Source organism: Zhihengliuella flava, from assembly GCF_015751895.1.
GTDB lineage: Bacteria > Actinomycetota > Actinomycetes > Actinomycetales > Micrococcaceae > Zhihengliuella > Zhihengliuella flava.
In genome coordinates this window covers 1,478,418-1,498,660 of the sequence record NZ_JADOTZ010000001.1, presented here as the reverse complement: position 1 = coordinate 1,498,660, position 20,243 = coordinate 1,478,418, and the positions used below count along the sequence as shown (strand labels likewise).

At 70.5% G+C, this 20,243-nt stretch carries 20 protein-coding genes; 11 read left to right on the top strand and 9 right to left on the bottom strand.

All coding sequences use genetic code 11. The features are described 5' to 3' along the window. Nucleotides 1-117: 117 nt before the first annotated feature. Nucleotides 118-1,023 carry a carbohydrate kinase family protein gene (locus IW252_RS06920; protein WP_196835894.1) on the top strand — a complete coding sequence of 302 codons (906 nt, stop codon included), beginning with the start codon at nt 118-120 and terminating at the stop codon, nt 1,021-1,023. Here the strand turns inward: IW252_RS06920 and IW252_RS06915 are convergent. Genes IW252_RS06915 through IW252_RS06885 form a run of 7 tightly spaced genes read right to left on the bottom strand, consistent with a single transcriptional unit; the run spans nt 1,020 to nt 6,680 of the window. Beyond that, entirely contained in the window at nt 1,020-1,604 is a 585-nt protein-coding gene (locus IW252_RS06915) for a MarR family winged helix-turn-helix transcriptional regulator (RefSeq protein ID WP_196835893.1), read from the bottom strand. The two genes, IW252_RS06920 and IW252_RS06915, sit on opposite strands and share 4 nt — an antisense overlap. A gap of 38 nt (nt 1,605-1,642) precedes the next feature. Then, on the bottom strand, nt 1,643-2,515 hold the full coding sequence (locus tag IW252_RS06910; protein WP_331271472.1) for a prenyltransferase: 873 nt from the start codon (nt 2,513-2,515) through the stop codon (nt 1,643-1,645). Continuing rightward, nucleotides 2,512-2,838, bottom strand: a complete 327-nt coding sequence (locus IW252_RS06905) for a lycopene cyclase domain-containing protein (RefSeq protein ID WP_196835891.1) — start codon at nt 2,836-2,838, stop codon at nt 2,512-2,514. Before IW252_RS06905 ends, IW252_RS06910 begins: the two co-directional genes overlap by 4 nt. Next, nucleotides 2,835-3,152 carry a lycopene cyclase domain-containing protein gene (locus IW252_RS06900; RefSeq protein WP_196835890.1) on the bottom strand — a complete coding sequence of 106 codons (318 nt, stop codon included), beginning with the start codon at nt 3,150-3,152 and terminating at the stop codon, nt 2,835-2,837. The genes IW252_RS06905 and IW252_RS06900 overlap by 4 nt, the downstream gene beginning before the upstream one ends. Next, nucleotides 3,149-4,723: a phytoene desaturase family protein gene (crtI, locus tag IW252_RS06895; protein ID WP_196835889.1), complete on the bottom strand. Its 1,575-nt coding sequence runs from the start codon at nt 4,721-4,723 to the stop codon at nt 3,149-3,151. The genes IW252_RS06900 and crtI overlap by 4 nt, the downstream gene beginning before the upstream one ends. Next, entirely contained in the window at nt 4,716-5,594 is an 879-nt protein-coding gene (locus IW252_RS06890; protein WP_196835888.1) for a phytoene/squalene synthase family protein, read from the bottom strand. Before IW252_RS06890 ends, crtI begins: the two co-directional genes overlap by 8 nt. Continuing rightward, nucleotides 5,595-6,680 (bottom strand): polyprenyl synthetase family protein, encoded by a 1,086-nt coding sequence (locus IW252_RS06885; RefSeq protein WP_196835887.1) that lies wholly within the window; start codon nt 6,678-6,680, stop codon nt 5,595-5,597. It lies immediately after the preceding gene. 143 nt (nt 6,681-6,823) lie between these two features. Between IW252_RS06885 and IW252_RS06880 the strand changes: the two genes are divergently transcribed. The 5 genes from IW252_RS06880 (at nt 6,824) to IW252_RS06860 (ending at nt 11,775) form a co-directional block, all read left to right on the top strand. Further along, nucleotides 6,824-7,633: a tryptophan-rich sensory protein gene (locus tag IW252_RS06880; protein WP_231365937.1), complete on the top strand. Its 810-nt coding sequence runs from the start codon at nt 6,824-6,826 to the stop codon at nt 7,631-7,633. Continuing rightward, nucleotides 7,630-9,090, top strand: a complete 1,461-nt coding sequence (locus IW252_RS06875; protein WP_196835886.1) for an SDR family oxidoreductase — start codon at nt 7,630-7,632, stop codon at nt 9,088-9,090. Before IW252_RS06880 ends, IW252_RS06875 begins: the two co-directional genes overlap by 4 nt. After that, a complete protein-coding gene (idi, locus tag IW252_RS06870) occupies nt 9,087-9,602 on the top strand; it encodes an isopentenyl-diphosphate Delta-isomerase (protein WP_331271471.1) in 516 nt (171 codons plus the stop codon). The genes IW252_RS06875 and idi overlap by 4 nt, the downstream gene beginning before the upstream one ends. 120 nt (nt 9,603-9,722) lie before the next feature. Next, nucleotides 9,723-10,586: a sulfurtransferase gene (locus IW252_RS06865; protein WP_196835884.1), complete on the top strand. Its 864-nt coding sequence runs from the start codon at nt 9,723-9,725 to the stop codon at nt 10,584-10,586. Between the two features lies 1 nt (nt 10,587). Next, nucleotides 10,588-11,775 (top strand): Gfo/Idh/MocA family oxidoreductase, encoded by a 1,188-nt coding sequence (locus IW252_RS06860; RefSeq protein ID WP_196835883.1) that lies wholly within the window; start codon nt 10,588-10,590, stop codon nt 11,773-11,775. 170 nt (nt 11,776-11,945) lie between these two features. Here IW252_RS06860 and IW252_RS06855 read toward each other — a convergent pair whose 3' ends face one another. Then, nucleotides 11,946-12,878 (bottom strand): sugar phosphate isomerase/epimerase family protein, encoded by a 933-nt coding sequence (locus IW252_RS06855; RefSeq protein ID WP_196835882.1) that lies wholly within the window; start codon nt 12,876-12,878, stop codon nt 11,946-11,948. Between the two features lie 147 nt (nt 12,879-13,025). Beyond that, entirely contained in the window at nt 13,026-14,234 is a 1,209-nt protein-coding gene (locus tag IW252_RS06850) for an ROK family transcriptional regulator (protein WP_196835881.1), read from the bottom strand. 308 nt (nt 14,235-14,542) lie between these two features. Between IW252_RS06850 and IW252_RS06845 the strand changes: the two genes are divergently transcribed. The 5 genes from IW252_RS06845 to eboE are packed head-to-tail and all read left to right on the top strand — an operon-like array spanning nt 14,543 to nt 20,231. Further along, nucleotides 14,543-15,808 carry an inositol-3-phosphate synthase gene (locus IW252_RS06845; RefSeq protein WP_331271470.1) on the top strand — a complete coding sequence of 422 codons (1,266 nt, stop codon included), beginning with the start codon at nt 14,543-14,545 and terminating at the stop codon, nt 15,806-15,808. Then, nucleotides 15,802-16,701 (top strand): SCO3242 family prenyltransferase, encoded by a 900-nt coding sequence (locus tag IW252_RS06840; protein WP_331271469.1) that lies wholly within the window; start codon nt 15,802-15,804, stop codon nt 16,699-16,701. Before IW252_RS06845 ends, IW252_RS06840 begins: the two co-directional genes overlap by 7 nt. Beyond that, nucleotides 16,698-18,203 (top strand): EboA domain-containing protein, encoded by a 1,506-nt coding sequence (locus IW252_RS06835; protein ID WP_196835880.1) that lies wholly within the window; start codon nt 16,698-16,700, stop codon nt 18,201-18,203. Before IW252_RS06840 ends, IW252_RS06835 begins: the two co-directional genes overlap by 4 nt. A gap of 10 nt (nt 18,204-18,213) precedes the next feature. Then, nucleotides 18,214-19,092 carry a TatD family hydrolase gene (locus tag IW252_RS06830; RefSeq protein WP_196835879.1) on the top strand — a complete coding sequence of 293 codons (879 nt, stop codon included), beginning with the start codon at nt 18,214-18,216 and terminating at the stop codon, nt 19,090-19,092. Beyond that, nucleotides 19,092-20,231, top strand: coding sequence for a metabolite traffic protein EboE (gene eboE / locus IW252_RS06825; RefSeq protein ID WP_196835878.1), 1,140 nt, complete (start codon nt 19,092-19,094; stop codon nt 20,229-20,231). The genes IW252_RS06830 and eboE overlap by 1 nt, the downstream gene beginning before the upstream one ends. Nucleotides 20,232-20,243 lie beyond the last annotated feature (12 nt).

Here is a 20,243-nt window from a genome sequence, read left to right as displayed (position 1 = left end):
TCCCGGACCGCAACGCTGACAAGGGGTCGTGTACTTTCTGTGACATCCCGGTGTGACCGCTGGCACGCGGAGCGGTTAGCCTAAGTCCTCAGACCACGACCTTCTTGGAGGCCACGCATGCCGAAGTTCCTCGTCATTGGCGAAGCATTGATCGACGTCGTTCACACCGCCGATGGCGCCGTGGAGGAACACCCGGGTGGCTCGCCCGCCAACGTGGCGCTGGGTCTCGGCCGCCTCGGCCAAGACGTCACCTTGGCCACGTGGATCGGTGACGATGACCGGGGGCAGGCGATTGCCGAGCACCTCGCGGAGTCCCACGTGAGCGTGACGGACGCCTCGCGCGGCGCGGACTCCACCAGCGTGGCCGTGGCCACGTTGGACGACGACGGCGGCGCCACCTATGAGTTTGAGGTCAACTACCAGCTGCCCCAGCTGGAGGGGGTCGGCGATTTTCCCTATGTCCATACCGGGTCCATCGCCGCCGTCGACGCCGACGCCTATGCGGCGACGGAGGCCGCGTTGGCCGCGGCGAAGGCCGGTGGCGCGGTGATCTCCTACGACCCGAACCTGCGGCCCTCGCTGATGGGCGAGCCCGCCGAGGTGCGCCCGCGCGTGGAACGCTTGGTGGAACTCGCGGACATCACCAAGGTCAGCGAAGAGGACTTGGCGTGGCTGCGGCCGGGAGAGGACGTCGCGACGGTGGCGGCCGAATGGGCGCAGACGTGCCAGTTTGTGGTGGTTACCCGCGGCGGCGACGGCGTGATCGCGCTGCACCACGACGGCACGGAGATTGACGTTCCGGCCGCGGAGGTCGAGGTGGTGGACACCGTCGGCGCCGGCGATTCCTATATGGCCGCCCTGCTGGACGGCATCTCGCGGGGCACCGGCGGGGAGACGGTTCGGGACCGGCTCGCCGGTGTTGGCCCCGCGACCCTGCGCGGGATCCTCGAGCGCGCGGCACACATTGCCGCGGTGACGGTGGGCCGGGCGGGCGCCAACCCGCCCTGGGAGTCCGAGGTCTAAGCCGTGTTCCGCGGGGGAATGTCCCCCGTGGCGCCGCCGCTGGCCGCCTCGAGACTGGCGTTCATGGCGTGGGCCGTCTCCTCGAGGAAACGGATGACGGTTTCCCGCTCCTGCGTGGAGAGCCGGGCGGCGGGCGCGAACCGGGCGGCGTGGTGCCGGCCCACAGAAGCGCGGGCATCCCGCGCCGTCTCCGGATTGACGTGCAGCGTGACGGCGCGCCGGTCCGTGGGGTGAGCGGCGCGGCTGAGGTGCTCGGCGGATTCGAGCCGGTCCAGAAGCTTGGTGGTCGCCGCCGTACTGATGCCTAGATGGCGCGCGAGCATGCTGGGCGTGCAGTGCGTGTCCGTATTGGCGCACGTGATCAGGAAATGCAGCGCCCGCATGTCCGTTTCCTTCAGGTGCATGTGGCGCTGGGAGGCTGCGGCGATTTTCCGTTCGGTCGCCCGTAAGGCACCCATGGCGCGCATGAGGCGGTCAATCTGCTCTAGGTCAGCGGGGTCCACGTCCCCGCGGCTGATCAGCTCCTGCCGGGGGTCGCTGCCGGCGAGGCTAAACATCGCATCGGACGGTTCGGTGGCCATGACGTGACTTCTCTTCCCTGAATTACTCGGCATAGATTCTAGCCGCCGTTCGGGCCCCAGAGGCCCAGCGCATCGATGATCAGCAGCAGCGTGAACAGGAACCCCGTGACGTAGTTGAGCCAGAGAAAGACGCGCCAGCCGCGGCGGGTGCGCTCCGAGGTAGCGTCCGTGACCCGGAGGAATCGCCCGGAGTTCACGAGGTAGGGCAGGCTCAGCAGGCCAGCCAGTGCCCCGGGCAGAGGCAGGGCCAGGCACAGCAACCCGGCGGCCGCGTAGAGCCCGGTCGCGACCGCGACGGTGGGCCGAGCGCCCAGAACCGTCGCGATGGAGCCGAGGTGCGCGGCACGGTCCGGCACGATGTCTTGAACCGCGCCGAACGCATGACTGGCCATGCCCCAGCAGAAGAACGCGGCGAACGCGGCCCAGGCGCCGCTGCTCATCGGGGCCTCGGCGAGGAGCCAGCCGTACACCGCGGGGGAGACGAAGTGCGTGCTGGAGGTGATGGAGTCCAGCACGGGCCGCTCCTTGAAGCGAAGCTTAGGCGCACTGTAGGCCACGACGGCGGCCAGGGAGATCACGAGCGCCACGGCGGCGGCGAGCCCACCCGCGGCGAGGAGGATCACCGCCAGCGGAACGGTGCTGACCGCCGCGGCCCACAGGATCCGGCGGTGCCTCTCCCGGGGAACGACGGCGCCCTCCACGCCGCCCTTGCGCGGGTTCAGCAGGTCCGATTCGTAGTCGAAGACGTCGTTGATGCCATACATCGCCAGGTTGTAGGGCACGAGGAAGAAGAACGTGCCGAGGAACAGCAGCCAGTCAATGCCGCCTCCGGCGAGGAGGTAGGCGGCGGCGAAGGGGTAGGCCGTGTTGACCCAGGAGAGCGGGCGGGAGGTGGAGAGGAGTTCTTTCACGGCCGCTGTCTCCGTCCGCCGAGCAGGATCCACAGTCCCGGAAGCACCAGAGCGGCGGCGACGGGGTACGCGAAGTCCTCGATGGGTGCCAGGCCCACATGGAGCCCGCTCAGGGTGTGGGGGGCGTAGCTGAAGAGGCCCGCGGCGATCATGAGGTTGTCGAAGATGGCCGTCAGGGCTAGCAGCACCACGGCCGTGACGGCCGCCGCGCCGGCCACCCGCGCGCGTCGGCCCGCGCCGGCGACCAACACTCTGACGACGGCGAGGGCAGCCACCACCGCGGCGACGGTGAGGAAGACGGCGTTGAGCTCGTGGTAGGTCATGTGGTCCTCCTCTGGTCGAGCAGGCGCTGGGTACCGGTAAAGAGGATCAGGGTCTGATAGCAGAGGAAGATCAGGAAAAACAGCTCCTCGAGTGGCAGCTGATCGCTGAGCATCACGCCGGTCATCAGGGGCGAGGCGCGGTGTAGGAAGATCCCGTGGTGGATGGCCTGCAGGTCCCAGAGCAGGAAGAAGGCCGTGCCGAGCGCCAGCGCTAGCACGCCGCGAAGCGGCCGATCCCAGATCACTAGGCGAAAGCGGGCGTCGAGGAGGGCCATACATCCGATCAGCGCTACCAAGATCAGCAGATAGGTCACGGGGTCACCGCCTGCGACGCCTCGACGGCGGGAAGGGCTGCTTCCCCGCGGACAGCTTGGCGGACGATCTCCGCGCTGATCATGCACATGGGCACGCCGATCCCGGGGCGCACGGAGGCTCCCGCGAAGAACAGGCCGGCGACGCGGCGGCTGCGGTTCGCCGGCCGGAAGAAAGCGCTCTGCGTCAGGATGTGGGCCGGGCCCAGCGCGCTGCCGCGGAAGGCGTTGAACTGGGCGGAGAAGTCCCCCGGGCCCCACGTCCGCCGCACTCGTACCCGCTCGCTGAGATCCCCCGTGCTGGTCCAGCGGCCTAACTGTTCCAGTGCGCGATGGGCCACGGCCTCCACCGGCTGGTCCCCGCTGCGGCCGCCGCGGCCTGTGCGTGACAGCGCCGGGGCCGGCACCAGCACGAAGAGGTTCTCGTGGCCGGCCGGTGCCGCCGTCGGATCCGTGGCGCTGGTGCGGCTGACGTAGATGGAGGTCTCCTCCGCGAGGGGCCGGCCGGCGGAAATGCGTCCGAAATTGTCCCGCCAATCGCCCGTGAAGAGGAGGTTGTGGTGCGCCAGTTGGGGCAACTCGCCCTCGATCCCAGCACACAGCAGCACGGCGCCGGGACCGGGGTCGGTGCGCCGCAGCTGGCGCTCGGAGAAATCCCGGTCCGCGGGGGCGAGCAGCGTGCGCTGGACGTGATGGAGGTCAGCGGCCGCGACGACGGCCGCGGCCGGCGCGTGCCGGAGTGCGCCGTGCGCATCGCGATAGTCCACCCCGCTCACCCGGCGCCGCTGGCGGGCGCCCGTCCGTCCGGCGGTATGGATGGCCGTGGCCCGGACGCCGGTTTCGATCTCCACCCCGGCGCCGCGGGCGACGCGCTCCATGGCGTCGACGAGCGCGGCGAATCCACCCTGCGGGTAGAGCACGCCGTCGTTGAGGTCCAGATGGCTCATGAGGTGGTACAGCGCCGGAGCGCGGTACGGGGTCGTGCCGAGGAACACGGCCGGATAGCCGAGGATCTGTTGCACGCGCGGATCCCGGAAGTGCCGCGCGATCTCCCCGTGCAGGGAGGAACCGAGCAGCCGGGTGAGCCGCGGCAGCTCGCGCAGCACGTCGGGGGACAGGAGGCCGCGGGCGGAGTCGAACCCGTCGTACAGGAAGCGCCGCTTGGCGAGCTCGTACGTATGGGCGGCCGAGTCGAGGTACTGCGCCGCGCGCGGCCCGGAGCCCGGCTCGAGCCGTTCGAACAGTTCCAGCGCGTGCTCGCGTCCTGACCGGACGTCTACCGCCTCGCTGTCCGGGCCAAACCACACCCGGTAGGCGGGGTCCAGCCGGGCCAGTTCTAATTCCTCGGCCGCGCTGGTGCCCATCAGGCGGAACCAGCGGTCGATCACCTCCGGCATGAGGTACCAGGACGGGCCGGTGTCGAACCGGAATCCGTCAGCGTGCCACCGGCCGGAGCGGCCGCCGAGCCTCTGCTGCTGCTCCAGCACAGTGACCCGATGCCCGTCGCGGGCCAACAGGCCGGCTGTGGCAAGGCCGGAGAATCCGCCTCCGATGACGACGGCGCGCTCAGTCATGGTGCACCGTGCCTCGCGCCGGGCGGGTCAGGACCCGGGCGGCGATGACGGCTTTGCGACTATTGGGCACGCGGACACGGGTGTGGGCGAGGGTCGCCGCGGGCGTGCGCTCGAGCCGGTCCGCGAGCTCGCAGAACAGGGCATAGGCGAGGGCGACGGCGCGGCGCGCGGACGGGTCCAGCAGTTCCAACGTGGCCGCGGCGGCGTCGAGATCGGCACGGATGTCGGCGAGGGCCTCGCGCTTGACCTCGTCGGTGAACTCCGCGGGGGAGGTGCCCGGGAGATAGACGCGCCCTAACTGATCCCGGTCCGCTCCCAAGTCCCGCAGGAAATTGACCTTCTGGAACGCGGCGCCCAGCCGGCGGGCGCCCTCTTGCAGGACCTCCGGGCGGTCCCGGTCCGTGCGCGGAAGCGAGGAGAACACCCGCAGGCACATCAGGCCGACCACCTCGGCAGAGCCGTAGATGTAAGTTTGCAGGTCCTGCGCGGCGGCGCCCTCGGCGGTGACGTCAGCGCGCATCGACGCAAAGAAGGGGCCGGTCAGGTCCGCGCCGATGCCGTGCTGGCGGGCCGTGGCGGCAAACGAGTGGACCACCATGTTGGTGCTAAAACCGGTGGCGATGGCCCGCACGGTTTCCGCCTCGAGCCGGTCCAGCTCCTCCTGAACGGCCGCCGGTTCCAACCCGGCCCGGGCGGCGGCGCCGTCGACCGTTTCGTCCGCGACGCGCACCAGCGCGTAGATCGCGGCAATATCCCGCCGCGTGGCCGGCGGCAGGGTGCGGCAGGCCCACCCGAACGACGTCGAATAGGCCTCAATGATGTGACCCGAGCTGCGCACGGCGGCGCGCGTGTACGTTCCCAGAATGTCCACTTACGCCTCACGCTCCACCATGCGCTGGCCAATGGAGATGACGGAGCGGCGCAGCGGGCCGGGAGGCAGCAGGGACTCGGCGAGCTGGACGCCCTCTTCGACGAGGTCGGCGGCCAGGGCGTAGGCGTGGCGGTCTGCGCCCAGCTCGCGCAGCGCGTCGCGAGCGGCGGCCGGCTGGACGCGCCCGTGCCGCACGTCTTCGAGGAGCGGCGCCAGGCTGGCGTCTTGGCTCGTGCCAAACGCGGTGAGTACCGTCATTTTGCCCTCCAACAGGTCAGAGTCGGAGGGTTTCCCGGTGCGGGCACTGTCCCCGAAGGTGCCGAGCAGGTCATCGATCACTTGGTAGGCGACGCCGAAGCGGCGGCCCACGGTGCCCAGGCTGTGAGCGTCGACGGAGGAGGCCCCGGCGAGCAGGGCGCCCGAGCGCAACGGGGCATCGAAGGAGTACGCTGCCGTCTTCAGTGACTCCATGTCGAGGACCCGTTGCGGCGGGCAGGCGGAGCCCGCCGGCCGCGCGGCGAGCAGCACGTCCTCGAGCTCCCCGGCGGCGGAAGCGATCACGGCGTCCTCGAAGCAGTCGCTCACCAGATCGGGCTGCGGGCTCAGCGCCGCGGCCCGACCGGCGAGTCGAACCGCGCCGGCGAGCAGCACGTCGCCGGCCACGATCGCCGCGGCATCTCCGGTGTGGGTGGCCGTGGCCTCGTCCGCACCCTGCAGGGAGTGCTGGTACCGGTAGGCGCCGCGGATGTTCTGCTGTCCGCGCCGCAGCGAGTCCCGGTCGATGACGTCGTCGTGAATCAGGAGGGCACTGTGGAGGAGCTCGAACGCTGCGCCGAGTAGCACCGGCGCCCGGCCCTCCGCGCCATCGAACCCCCGGTACGCCGTCTCCACGAGAACGGGCCGCAGACGCTTGCCTCCGGCGCACGCGGCCGCGAGGTGCGTCGCAAAATCTGCCATCGACTCGACCCGCGGCGTGCACCGGGTGCTGGTGTGCGCGACGAAGGCCGTGATCTCCTCCTCCACGCCGGCGAGGAAGTCCGCGTGCTCCGCCTCCGTGGACCGCGCGCCGGTCCGGTTCTCTCGCACGGGAATCATGAGCGCCGTGCCGTGCTGGCAGAAAAGGGTGACATTTTTGCTTCCATCGGTTGATTGCTAATAAAGCTAGATACATACTTACCCAGAGAGGTCGCGTTGTCCAGACCTGATACCAGCCGAATCGGAGGGAACCGGTGAAACAGCAGCAAAGCTCCTCAGGGGGCGTGTGGGCCCCAGCGGCCACCGTGGTCGCCGCGATCGTCACCACCATCGTGGCGGCTTTCGGGGCCGGAGCGGGTGGCGGGGATTCCGTCGCGGAAGCGGCGAGCGGGTGGTACGCCGCCGACGCCACGCCGCTGGCGCCGGCCACGACGGCCTTCTCCATCTGGAGCGTGATCTACGTCGGCCTGTTCGGCTACGCCATCCTGCAATTCTTGCCCTCTCGGCGCCACGAGCCCCGGCAGCGGGCGGTGCGCGGGTGGGCCATCGCCTCGATGGTGCTCAATGCGCTGTGGCTCTGGGTGGCTCAGGCTGGCTGGATCGGACTCAGCCTGGTGGTCATTGTGGCGCTCCTCGCCGTCCTGTGCGTGCTGTTCCGGACGCTGCGTTCCCAGCGGCCCCGCGACGGGTGGGAGACCGTCCTCGTGGACGGGACCTTCGGTCTCTACCTCGGGTGGGTGGCGGTCGCCGTCGTGGCCAATACTGCGTCCTGGCTCGGTTCGCTCGGCGCCGGGGAGTGGGGGTGGCCGGTGGCCGCGGCCGCCAGCGTCATCCTGGCGGTCGTCGCCGTCGTCGGCACGGTGCTCGCGGTGCGCGGCCAAGGCCGGATCGCTCCGGCCGCCGCGATGTGCTGGGGCCTGGCGTGGATCGCCGTCGGACGACTCAGCGGGGCTGACACCGCGACCGTTATTGGCGTCGCAGCATCCTTGGCAGCCCTCGTGATCTTGGCGGCGACGCTGACCGTCCGACTGCGGGCCGCACGCACCGCGGGAGCGGCGTCATGAGGGTCGCGGTCGCCGGGGCCTCCGGCTACATTGGCGGGCGCCTCGTGCCGCGCCTGATCGAGATGGGGCACGAGGTCACGGTGCTGACCCGGGACGCCGGGCGCCTCGCGGGCTACCCGTGGGCCGACGACGTCCGCATCGTCGAGGGCGGCCTGGAGGACGCCGACGCCGCGGCAGACCTCTGCGCCGGGGCTGAGACGCTCTACTATCTGGTCCATTCCATGGGTGGCCCGGGCGACTTCGAGCGCAAGGAGCGCGAGTGCGCGCTCACCACGGCCGTCGCCGCGCGTGACGCCTCGGTCTCCCGCATCGTCTACCTCGCCGGTTTGCACCCGGAGGGGCCGCTCAGCCGGCACCTCGCCTCCCGGCAGGAGGTGGGGCGCATTCTCAAGAGCTCGGGGGTGCCGCTCTTCGAACTGCAGGCCGGGCTGGTGATCGGTTCCGGGTCGGCCAGCTTCGAGATGATTCGGCACCTGACGGACGTGCTGCCCGTCATGCCGGCCCCGCGGTGGGTGCGCAACCGCATCCAGCCGATCGCCGTGCGGGACGCGCTGCACTACCTGCTCTCCGTGGCGGACGTGGACCCGGCCCGGGCCGGCACCTATGACATCGGCGGCCCGGACGTCCTCACGTACCGGGACATGATGCGGATCTACGCCGACGCGGCGGGCCTGCGGCGCCCTCGGATCATCGCGCTGCCGGTGCTCACGCCGTGGCTCGCGGCCCAATGGGTCAACCTGGTCACCCCCATCCCGCGCGCGCTCGCCATCCCGCTGGTGGAATCGCTGCAGCACGACTGCGTGATGGGCGAGCAGCGCATCGATCAGATCATCGACGCCCCGGAAGGCGGCCTGACCGGATACCGGCGTTCGGTGGACCTCGCCCTTGAGCGATTGGATCTCGACACGGTGGAGACCTCCTGGGCCACGGCGCATGCCGTGGAACAGCCCGCGGAGCCGCTGCCCTCGGACCCCGAGTGGGCCGGCCGGACGGTGTTTGTGGATCGCCAAGAGGTCCGCTCGTCGGCCTCGCCCGAGCAGCTCTGGAACGTCGTCGTCGCGGTGGGTGGCGACGCGGGCTGGTATTCGCTGCCGGTCGCGTGGCGGTTGCGCGGCCTCTTCGACAAGTTGATCGGCGGTGCTGGTCTCTCCCGCGGCCGGCGCAGCCGGACGGGCTTGCGGCCAGGCGACGTCGTGGACTTTTGGCGGGTCGAGCAGATCGAGGAGGGCAGGCTTCTGCGCCTGCGCGCCGATATGCTCGTTCCGGGCCAGGCGTGGCTGGAATTTGTGGTGGAAGCCGACGGCGACGGCAGCGTCTGCCGCCAACGCGCGGTGTTCTTCCCGCGCGGTCTCTCCGGCCGGCTCTACTGGTGGGCCATGGTGCCGTTCCATGGGACGATCTTCCCGGGCATGAGCCGGCGCATGGCCGAGCGTGCGGAGAAGGAGGCGCAAGGGTGACGGAACTGGTGGTCCTGCTGGACGACGACGGCGCGCCTGCCGGGACGTGTCCCAAGGCGGACGTCCACACCGAGGACACGCCGCTGCACCTGGCGTTCTCCTGTCACGTGTACGACGCCGCCGGGCGGGTGCTGCTCACCCGGCGCGCCCTGAGCAAGGTGGCGTGGCCGGGGGTCTGGACCAACGCGTTCTGCGGCCATCCGGGGCCCGGCGAGGCACCGGAGGCCGCGCTGGAGCGGCGCGCTCAGCATGAGCTGGGCCTGCTGGTCGCCGGCGTCGAACCCGTCTTGCCGGACTTCACCTACTGGGCGCGGGACGCCGGCGGGATCGTGGAGAACGAGGTCTGCCCGGTGTTCCGGGCGACGACGGCGGCGGACCCGGTCCCGCGCGAGGACGAGGTCTGCGAGTGGGCCTGGGTGGAGCCAGCCTCGGCGAAGCGGGCCGTGCTGGCGACGCCGTTCGCGTTCAGCCCGTGGCTGGTGCTCCAGGTAGAGCAGGGCGTCTGGGGCTGAGCGGGGTATCGGGGACTGAGAGAGAACCCACCGGCCCTGTGCACCCGCGGCGCCCTCGGCCCGACCCGCCACAGGCGCATCGTTAAGCTCAGCGAAACACCGCCGCGTTAGCATCACTGCATGTCTACTGAACCGGTAACCCTGACGCCCGGTCCGCTCGTCGGCGTTGATTGGCTGGCGTGCAACGCCGCCCACGTGGTGGTGCTCGACGCGTCGATCGCCCCGCACCTCGCCGAGGACCGGCACATCCCGGGCGCGCGCAGGTTCGACATCGACGGCGAGTTCTCGGACCCGGACTCCGACCTACCGCACTCAATGCCGCCTGCGGCATTTCTGCAGGAGCGGCTCCGCGCGATCGGGATCAACAGCTCCAGCACCGTGGTGGTTTATGACGCGGCCGGCATCTACTCCGCCCCGCGGGCCTGGTGGATGCTGCGCGCCGCCGGGCTTGAACGGGTCGCCGTGCTCGACGGCGGCCTGCCGGCCTGGGAGGCTGCCGGCCAGGCCGTCGAACCCGGTCGCGCGGACTACGACGGCGCGGCCGGCGACGTCGTCGTCTCGCTCGATGCCGACGCGTTCGTCGACGCGGAGGTTGTGGCAGCGCAGCTGGCAGGTGAGGGCGGCGCCGCGGTGGTGGACGCGCGCAGCAGCGAACGCTTCGCTGGCGAGGCCGCCGAGCCGCGGCCTGGCCTACGCGCCGGGCACGTGGCCGGGTCCGCGAACCTGCCCTTTGCCTCGCTCCTGCGGGACGGCAAGATGATCTCCGTTCCGGAACTGCGCCAGGCTTTTGAACGCGTCGCCCCGGGGGTCATCCTGGGGCAACGGGAACTCATCACCAGTTGCGGCTCCGGCGTGACCGCCTGCGTGCTGGCGCTGGCGGCTGAGCTAGCCGGCGAGCCACGGGTCCGCGTCTACGACGGGTCGTGGGCCGACTGGGGACGGCCAGATCCGAAGGGCGTGCGGCCGATCGAAACCGGCGCCTGACGTGAGCAGCCTCTTCACCACGCCCGTGCCGCGGCGGCCCCGGGCTGGTGCGGCGGCCGGCGACGAGGCCGCGGCGTGGGTGCCAGACCGCCCGGCCCGCGTCGGCGTCGTGGGATCCGGCTTCCGGGCGCGCGCCTTCCTGCGGGTCATGGATGCCCTGCCCGCCTGGTTCGAGTGCGTCGGCGTCGCCGCGCGGAACGCCGCGGACCGCGAACTACTGAGCGGCCACGGGTTCCGGGCCGTTGAGACGGCCGGTGAACTGCTGGCTGCCGGCTGCGACTTCGTGGTGGACACCCTGCCGCCGAGCGCCTCGGTAAGCATCATCGGGCAAGCGGCCGACGCCGTCGTTCCCGTGCTGACGGAGACGCCGGCGGCGGCGAACGTCGCCGTGCTGAGCGCGCTCGCCGACCGCGTGGCCATCGGCGCGTGCGTGCACGTGGCGGAGCAGTATCACCTGGAACCGCTGGTGGCGGCGCAGCTAGCGGTCGCGGCCAGCGGCCGGCTGGGGCGGGTGACCGACGCGCACGTGAACCTCGCGCATGACTACCACGGGATCTCCGTCCTGCGCCGCGCCCTAGCCGTCGGGTTCGAGCCGCCGGTGATCACGGCGCGCCGGGACGCGCGCCGCGTGGCGCCCAGCCCCAGCCGGTATGACGATCCGGCGGAGCAGACGCCGGTGGAGACAATCCACGCCATGGCGTGGTTGGAGTTTCCGGGTGGTGGCGACGCCGGCAGCCGGCTCGGTGTCTATGAGTTCGACGACGTCCAGTACCGCTCGTGGGTGCGCTCGCCGTCGCTGGTGCTTCGGGGCGAGGCCGGCGAAGTGCGGGACGACGCCGTGCGGACCGTGGCGCCGGACGGGCAACCGGTGCTCTCCCGGCTGGAACGGATGGCCGCCGGTGGCGCGGGCAGCCACGAGGGCCTGTTCCTGCGCGGCTACCGGTTGGACGGTGAGTGGGCGTCCGCGAGCCGCTTCCGGCCGGCGCGGCTGGCGGACGAGGAACTCTCCATCGCCGAGCAGCTCGCGCAGATGGCCGAGCATGTGCTCTCCGGTGGCCCAGCGCCGTATTCCTTCGCCGAGGGCGCGCAGGACCAGTACCTGCAGTTGCTGGTGCGTGAGGCCGCGGAGACCGGCCAGAGCGTGCGGGCGGCTGAGCAGCGTTGGGCGGTCACGCCGCCGTCGTGCTGAGCCCACCTTAGGGCCGAACGACCCCTTTTGTTGTCTCGGGCGGCGAAATGGAGAGCGTGTGCGCATCGAGCCGGAGCGGGAGGTCCGGCAGCACGCACAAGGCGCCCCTCCGCGTGGGAGGGGCGCCCTCAGCGAGCCGTGGCGGCGCGCAGTGCCGGTGGTCCGCGACCCTAGAAGCGCAGGGAGCGCAGGTAGTTGTAGCCCACCTCGGCGGTCTGTAGCGGGGTGACATCCGGGCGGTCGTTCTCCACGATGAACTCCTTGACCCGGTGCGCGTTGAAGATGCGCGCGAAGTCGATCTGCCCGGTGCCCAGATCGGCGAAATCGCCGGAGGCGTCCCGATCCTTGACGTGATACTGCAAGGTCTTCTGCGGGGCCTGCTGAATGGTCTCGATGGCGAACTGCACGGGGTCCGCGGCGCCGACGCCGACGCCGCCGGTCACGGCCCAGTAGAGGTCGATCTCAAAGTGCACGAGCTTCGGGTCCAAGCGCTCCACGAAGATGTCCCATGGGCTCAGCCCGCCGCCGAGATCGGTGGTGAACTCGTGCGCATGGTTGTGGTAACCGTACTTGAGGCCCACCGCGTTGGCGGCCGCGGCCTCTTCGTTCATCTGGTCAGCCCAGCGGCGCCAGTCGTCGCCGTTGCTGGAGTTCAGGTAGGGGACGTTGATGTGCGTCTGGCCGAGGGTTACGGCGTTGGCCAGCTTGGTCTCCAGCGCGGCAGCGGAACCGCTGATGCCGTCGTGGCTCGACGACGGCGTGATGCCCAGCGAGTCCAGGGTGGCGCGCATCTGCTCCGCCGTGCGGCCGTAGAGACCCGCCAGCTCCACCTTGGTGTAGCCGTAGTCCGCCAGCGAGGCCAGCGTGGCGTCGACGCCGTCGCCCTGCATGATCGAACGCAAGGTGTACAGCTGGATGCTGATCAGCCCTGGGGGCACGGGGCGGCGGCCGGCCGGCGAGGCCAGGGCGGCCGTCCCGCCGAGGCCCGCGAGGCCGATGCCGGCACCTACGGCGGCAGCTCCGCGCAGGAAGTTGCGGCGGCCAACCCCCTTTTCTTCCAGCGAGCGATTGAGGGCGGCGGGGGCGTTGAATCCGAAACACATAGTGATTGCCTTCCTGGCAAGAGCGACACGTCGGCCCGGCGCGATCGCCGGAGCAACGTCTGTTCATGTGACGTGAATCACGCTAATCCTCGGTTTTGTTGCCTGTCAAGCAAAACTCGGGCACATTTCGCCAGAAGGCCGCCGACTCTATGCCTTGGAGCCGGAGGGCAGGGCGCTCACCATAGCGTCGATGCGCTCCGGGGACATGGCATGGTGGATCGCGAGCATACTCGCGCCCAGCACGCCGGCGTCCAGCCCCGAGCCGGACTGCACAATGCGGAGGTGCTGGGTGGCCAGCGGGATGGTTCGGGAGTACACGACCTCCCGGATGCCGGCAATGAAGTGCTCGCCGGTCATGGTCATGGACCCGCCCACCACAATGACGGACGGGTTCATCAGGCTGATGCAGGCGGAGAGCACCTCGCCGACGTCCCGGCCCGCCTGGCGCACGGCGTGAATCGCGTCCGTATTGCCGGCCTGAACGAGCCGAACGACGTCCTCGCTTGTTCGCGCCTCAAGCCCCAGCTCCCGCAGCTTGGTGGCGACGGCCGGCCCGGAGGCGACGGCCTCGAGGCAGTCGCGATTGCCGCAGTGGCAGGGAACGCCATCGCCGCTGAGGACGCGAATATGGCCGATGTCCCCCGCGACGCCGTCGGCGCCCCGCTGCAACATTCCGCTGGAGACGATGCCGGAGCCAATGCCGGTGGCCACCTTGACGAACAGGAGGTCATCGACGTCGGACCATGCGGCATTCCGCTCGCCGAGGGCCATGATGTTGACGTCGTTATCGACGAGGACTGGGGCGTGGAAGTGATCCTGCAGGTAGCCAGGAACGTCGAATCCGTTCCACCCCGGCATGATCGGCGGGTTGATGGGCCGGCCGGTGCGGTGCTCCACCGGCCCGGGGACGCCGATGCCGATGGCTAGCAGGTCCTCACGGTGGCGGCCGGATTCATCGAGGAGGGCGGTGGAGAGCTCGACGACGGCCTCAAGCACGGCCTCGGGGCCCTGGGAGACCTCGATGGAGCGCGTGCTCTCCTGCAGCCGGTGCCCCGCGAGATCGGTCACGGCCACGCGTAGGTGGGAGGCGCCGATGTCCACCCCGAGGACCACCTTGCTGCCAGCCCGCAGGGCGATGCGCGAGGAGGGGCGCCCGCCGGTGGCGGCCGTTTCCTCCACGAAGCCCACGAGGCCGAGTTCCATCAGGGCCTCAATCCGGAGCGTCACCGTGGAGCGGGCCAAGCCCATCTGCTCCGCGAGCTCGGTGCGAGTGCGGGGGCGGCCGTCGCGGAGGATCTGAAAGAGTTCGCTGGCGCCGGAGCTGCCCAGCCCGCCGAAGGTGCTTATGTCATTCATCGACTCATTACAGCATATGTATCGACGAAATGCTCCGTGATGTGCCGCCGTCTTTCCCCTAGGGCCAGCTGGCAGACGCCCGGATGAAGGCAAGGAATTTTCACCATTCACCATTCGACCGAAGGCTGATCGGAGACGGCACTGATACATCGAAAGGTGTCCAACATTCGTTGTTAGTCGTCATTAGCCGTGCTACGTTCTGTGATCAACGTCTCATTGACGCTGGTGCGCGGTGCGCAGGCCAGCGCCGCGAGCGCACCGCCTCACAGCCGAGGCGTACGGACTACCGCAGGTGAAAGGACAATGACGTGGTCACATCAGCAGGCCGGAGTACCGAGAATGCGCCGGGGGCCGACGCCAGCGCCGAGAAGCCGACGCGCGTGGGCCGCGTCGGGCTATGGCTCATCGGCGCGCGCGGATCGGTGGCCACGACCGCGGCCACGGGGCTGGCCGCGATCTCCGGCGGATTCGCCCCGGCCACGGGCTGCGTGACCGATCAGAGGGTGTTCGACGCCGTTCCGCTGCCGGAATTCTCCGAGCTGGTCATCGGCGGTCATGACATTAGCGACGTCTCTCTCGCCAAGCGCGCGGAGTATCTGGTGGGAGCCGGCATGCTGCCGTTGCATCTGATGGAAGCGGTGCGCGGTGATCTCGACGAGGCGGACGCGCGGGTACGGCCCGGCTACCACCCGGAGTCCGGCGGCTCCTCGCAGGCCGCCGTGGCCCGCCGCTTGGCTCGCGACATTGAGGACTTCACGCGGGAGCATCGTCTGGACCGCGTAGTGGTCATGGACGTTTCCTCCACCGAGGCTCCCGTGGCCCCCCGGCCAGAATTCGATGACCCTGAGCTGCTGCTCGCGGCGCTCGAGGACCCCGCCCAGGCGACTTTGCCGCCCAGCTCGCTGGGAGCCTACGCCGCGATTCTCGCGGGGGCACCCTATGTCTGCTTCACGCCCTCGCCCGCACTCACCATCCCGGCGTTGCGCGAACTCGCCCGGCAGCGGGGGATCCCCACGGCAGGCCAAGACGGCAAGACGGGACAGACGTGGCTGCGCTCGGTGATCGCGCCCGGGCTCGCCGCGCGCGGGCTGCGCGTGCTGTCGTGGGCCGGCGCCAACCTGCTCGGCGGCGGGGACGGGGCCACCCTGTCCGATCCGGACGCGGTCTCCGGCAAGCTGCTCTCCAAAAACCGCGGCCTCGAATCCCTCGCCAGCGGCGCCGCAACGCCACTGCACATCGACAACGTGCCCGACCTCGGTGAAACCAAAGTCGCGTGGGACCACATCAACGTGGAGGGCTTCCTCGGTTCCCGCCTGACGCTGCAAACCACGTGGAGTGCCTTCGATTCGATGCTGGCCGCCCCGATGATCTTGGACCTCGCCCGCCTCATGGCGCTGGCCGACGCTGCCGGTGCCTCCGGGCCGATTGGCGAGCTGGGATTCTTCTTCAAGGATCCGTGGGGCAGTGATGAGTTCGCCTTTGCGGAGCAGAGCCAGCAACTGGCCGCGTGGGCGCACGCCACGGGGGAGCGGGTGACCGCCGCCGGCGCTCAGGATCGCGTGGCCACGTGGTGATCCGCGCGCACGACTACCTCGAGCTGGTCCGGGCCCCTGCCGTGCTCACCGTGCTCGGTGACACGCTCGCCGGGGGAGCCGCCGCCGGTCAGCCACTGTGGGGCCGGCGTCTCGCCCTACCGGTCGCCAGCGCGTGCCTCTACGCCGCGGGCATGGCGCTCAACGACTACGCGGACCGCGAGCTCGACGCCGTGGAGCGGCCCGAGCGCCCGATCCCCTCCGGCCGCATCACCTCGCGTGCTGCCCTCGGTACCGCCGCGGGACTGACTGGGCTGGGACTCGCGCTCAGCCTCGCTGGCGGAGGGCGCGGCTCGGGGGCGGTCGCACTACCGCTCGCGGCGTCCATCTGGACCTATGACCTAGTGGCCAAGCGCAACGCCGTGACGGGCGCTGCCGCCATGGGTGTCTGCCGCGGGCTCGACGTCTTGATGGGCGCGGGGGCGGAGCGGGCCCGGGCCGCCCTGCCGGCCGCCGTCGTCATGGGCAGCCACACGGTGGCCGTCACGGCCCTCTCCCGCGGCGAGGTGAACGGTACGGAGCGCGGCACGGCGTCGGCCGCCGTCGCCACCACGGCGGCGGTGACGACGGCGGTGGTCTCCGGCGCGCTGCACGCGGCGGGGCCGGCCAACCCCGGCAGGGTCCTGCCCGTTGTGGCAGCCGCAGCCGTCTATGCCGCGCGGTGCGGGAGACCGCAGTGGCGCGCCGCCGAGCGCCCCACGGCGGCCAACGCGCTCGAGGCCACCAAAAACGGCATCCGATCGATGCTCCCGCTGCAAGCCGCGCTCGCCCTGCGCCACGGCAGCTGGCACGCGGCGGCGGTGATCGGCGCCGTCGACGTGGCCGGACGGCTCCTGCGCACCCGCACCTCCGGACGAAAGGTGAGCGAATCATGACCACGAGCTCCCCGCTGCCCTTCGCGCTGGGGTACGGAACCAATGGGTTGACCGATCACCCGCTCCCGGTGGCCTTAGAACTGATGGCCGAGCAAGGGTACGACGCGGTGGCACTGACCCTTGGCCATCCGCACCTCGACCCGTTGGCGCCCGACGCGCTAACCCAGATCGCCCAGCTAAGGTCCCACCTGCAGGGGCATGGCATGCGCGTCGTCATCGAGACGGGCACCCGATTCCTGCTGGACCCGCGGCGCAAGCACGCCCCGGCCCTCGTGGACCCGGAGGCAGTGCCGCGGCTGGATTTCCTGCGCCGCGCGGTGGACGTCAGCGCCGCCCTCGATGCCGAGTGCGTGTCCTTCTTCTCCGGGGTTCTTCCGCCGGAGGCCACGCCGGAGACTGGCTGGGAACGGCTGACCGCTCGGGTCCGCGAGCTTCTGGAGTATGCCGAGGCGCAGGGGGTCAAGCTCTCGATCGAGCCGGAGCCGGGGATGCTCGTGGAGACGGTGGCCGACGCGCTGGACCTGCACCGCGCGCTTGGTGCACCGTCAGCGCTGGGCGTCACCGTGGACATTGGGCATTGCGTCGTCGTGGAGCCCGAGGGGGTGCGCGGGGCGCTGCTACAGGCGGGCGACCTGCTGACCAACGTCCAGCTCGACGACATGCCACCGCACACTCACGAGCACCTACCCTTCGGCGACGGTGCGGTGGATCTGGTCGAGGCCCTGTCCACGCTCGCCGAGTTGGACTATCGGGGCGTAGCGGCCGTGGAACTGCCCCGCCACTCGCACGACGGCCCGGGCCTCGTTCAGCGCAGCATGGCCGCGCTGCGTGAGGCCTGGGCGCAGGCGCAGGCGCAGCGCCGGCAGGCGGACTGGGTGCAGGAGTCCACGACGGCGGTGCTCGCCGATCCGTCCCGCCTGCCCGTCGTCTTCGCGATGGCGGGCCGCCACGTGGGCCGAGCGCCGGTGAATCCTGCGGCCGATCCGACGGGCATTGTGTGGGGGACGGCGGCCGACGTCGCTCGCGGCCAGCTCATCGCACAACTCGCGGGCCCCGGCACGGAAGCCGCGCTTCCTGCCCCCGCGCTCGCCGAGGCGGTGGCCGACCTCTACCGCCGAGGCGATTCCGCCGAGCGGCGGGGCGTGCTGCGCGGCCTGGGCGCCATGGCGCGGGAGGCCGCGGTTCTGAACGACGCCGTCGTCCGCGTGGGGCTTGAGGCCACGGCCGACGCGCTGCGCACCAACGAAACCTCGCTGGTGGCCGCCGCGGTGGGCCCGTTTGCGGCGGCTCATCTGGACCAGCACGCGTGGCGTCACGCCGTCCTGAAGCTCGTCTTCATGGGCGTGAGCCTTGACGCCGTGACGGACCTGGAGCACCGCCGCGATCCGGAATTGGCGCGGATGGCCGCCGACTTCGCCGCCGAGCGGCGCGCCGCCTCCCGTCCGGTCCCCGCGGATCTGGCGCTCCTCACGCTCGAATCTAGCCACACCAGCCACATCTAAGAAGGACTCCATGCGCATTTTCGACCCCCACATTCACATGACCAGCCGCACCACCAATGACTACGAGGCGATGTATGCCGCCGGCGTGCGCGCCCTCGTCGAGCCGGCGTTCTGGCTGGGTCAGCCCCGCACCAGCGTCGAGTCGTTCCTGGACTACTTTGACTCCCTCCTCGGGTGGGAGCGTTTCCGGGCCGCCCAATTTGGCATCCGCCATCACGCCACGATCGCTTTAAACCCGAAGGAAGCAAACGATCCGCGCTGCGTTCCGGTCCTTGAGGAGCTGCCGCGGTACCTCGTGAAGGAAGGCGTCGTAGCCGTCGGGGAAATCGGCTATGACTCGATGACCCCGGCCGAGGATGACGCGTTCGCGCGGCAGCTACAGTTGGCCCGCGAGTACGCCCTGCCGGCGTTGGTCCACACCCCGCACCGGGAAAAGTTGGCCGGCACCCGCCGCACCCTCGACGTGGTGCGCGAATCCGGAATTGCTCCGGAGGCCGTCTTGGTTGATCACCTCAACGAGACCAATATTGAGCTGGTCAAGGACGCCGGCGCGTGGATGGGGTTCTCCATCTACCCGGACACCAAAATGGACGAGTCCCGGATGGTCGCCTTGCTCCAGCGATACGGCACGGAGCGCGTCCTGGTGAACTCGGCGGCGGACTGGGGGCGCTCCGACCCCCTGAAGACGCGCCGCACCGCGGAAGCGATGCTGGAGGCCGGGTTCTCCGCCGAGGACGTGGACCACGTGCTCTGGCAGAATCCCGTGAACTTTTATGGCCAGAGCGGGCAGCTGATCCTCGAGCCCGTGGCGGGCTTCGACGAATCGGGGTTCCCGGATCCGTCCGCCGGGTTCGAGGGCAATTCCGTCCTGCGCGGGGCGCGCGTCTGATGCTGCTCTCCTATTGCACCAACGTTCACCCCGCCGAGGACCTCGAGGGTGTCATCCGCCAGATGCGCGACTACGCCGGCTCGATCCGGCGCGCCGCCGGGCTCGAGGCGCTGGGCGTGGGGCTGTGGCTTCCCGCCGGCTTGGCCCGCCACTTGGCGGCCAGCGCGGACGACCGCGCGGCGCTGCGCGCGGTGCTGGAGGCCGAGGGCCTCGTGCTGCACACGCTCAACGCCTTTCCATACGGGGGATTTCACGACGACGTCGTCAAGCACGCCGTCTACCGGCCGACGTGGGCGGACCGGGCACGGCTCGACTACACCCTCGATTGTGCCGCGATCCTCGCGGACTTGTTACCCGCCGGGGCGGACGGCTCCATCTCGACCCTGCCGTTGGCGTGGCGGCACCCGTGGACCGAGCAGGACGACGACGTCGCCACGGCGGCGTTCGCGGAGCTCAGCACACGGTTGGAGCAGTTGCGGCAGAGCACCGGACGGACGATCCGCGTCGCCGTCGAGCCCGAGCCGGGCTGCGTGTTGGACACGATCTCCGACGTGGCCGGCTGGCTCGGGGACCGGCTGAGCCGGGGGATCGATCCGAACTACGTGGGCGTGTGCGTGGATGCCTGCCACCTCGCGGTGTCCTTTGCCGATCCGGCCGCAGCGATCGCGGAGATTGATGCGGCCGGGCTGCGGGTGGTGAAGGTTCAGGCGTCCGCGGCGCTGCACGTGGACGATCCGTCCGTGCCGGCAGCGCGCAGCGCGCTGGCCGGCTTCGTGGAGCCGCGCTATCTGCACCAAGTGCGTGAATTATCTGCCGACGGCGTGCGGTCGGCCGATGATCTCGATGCCGCCCTTGCCGAGCTCCCCGGGCAGGGGCCGTGGCGGGTGCACTTCCATATTCCGCTCCACCACCGGCCGGCCGTGCCTCTGGACACCACCGTCGAGGACCTCCGGCAAACCGTCGCCGAGGTGGCCCGCCTGCCCTACGGACCCGAGGTCCACCTCGACGTGGAGACCTACACGTGGAGCGTCTTGCCCGACGCCGGCGTCGGGCTGATCGATGGCATTGCCGCCGAGCTGGACTGGGCCCGCCGCCACCTGCTGCGTGCCGCGCCCGCGGCCTCGGCGCCCCTTTCGTGAATACCCGTTGAC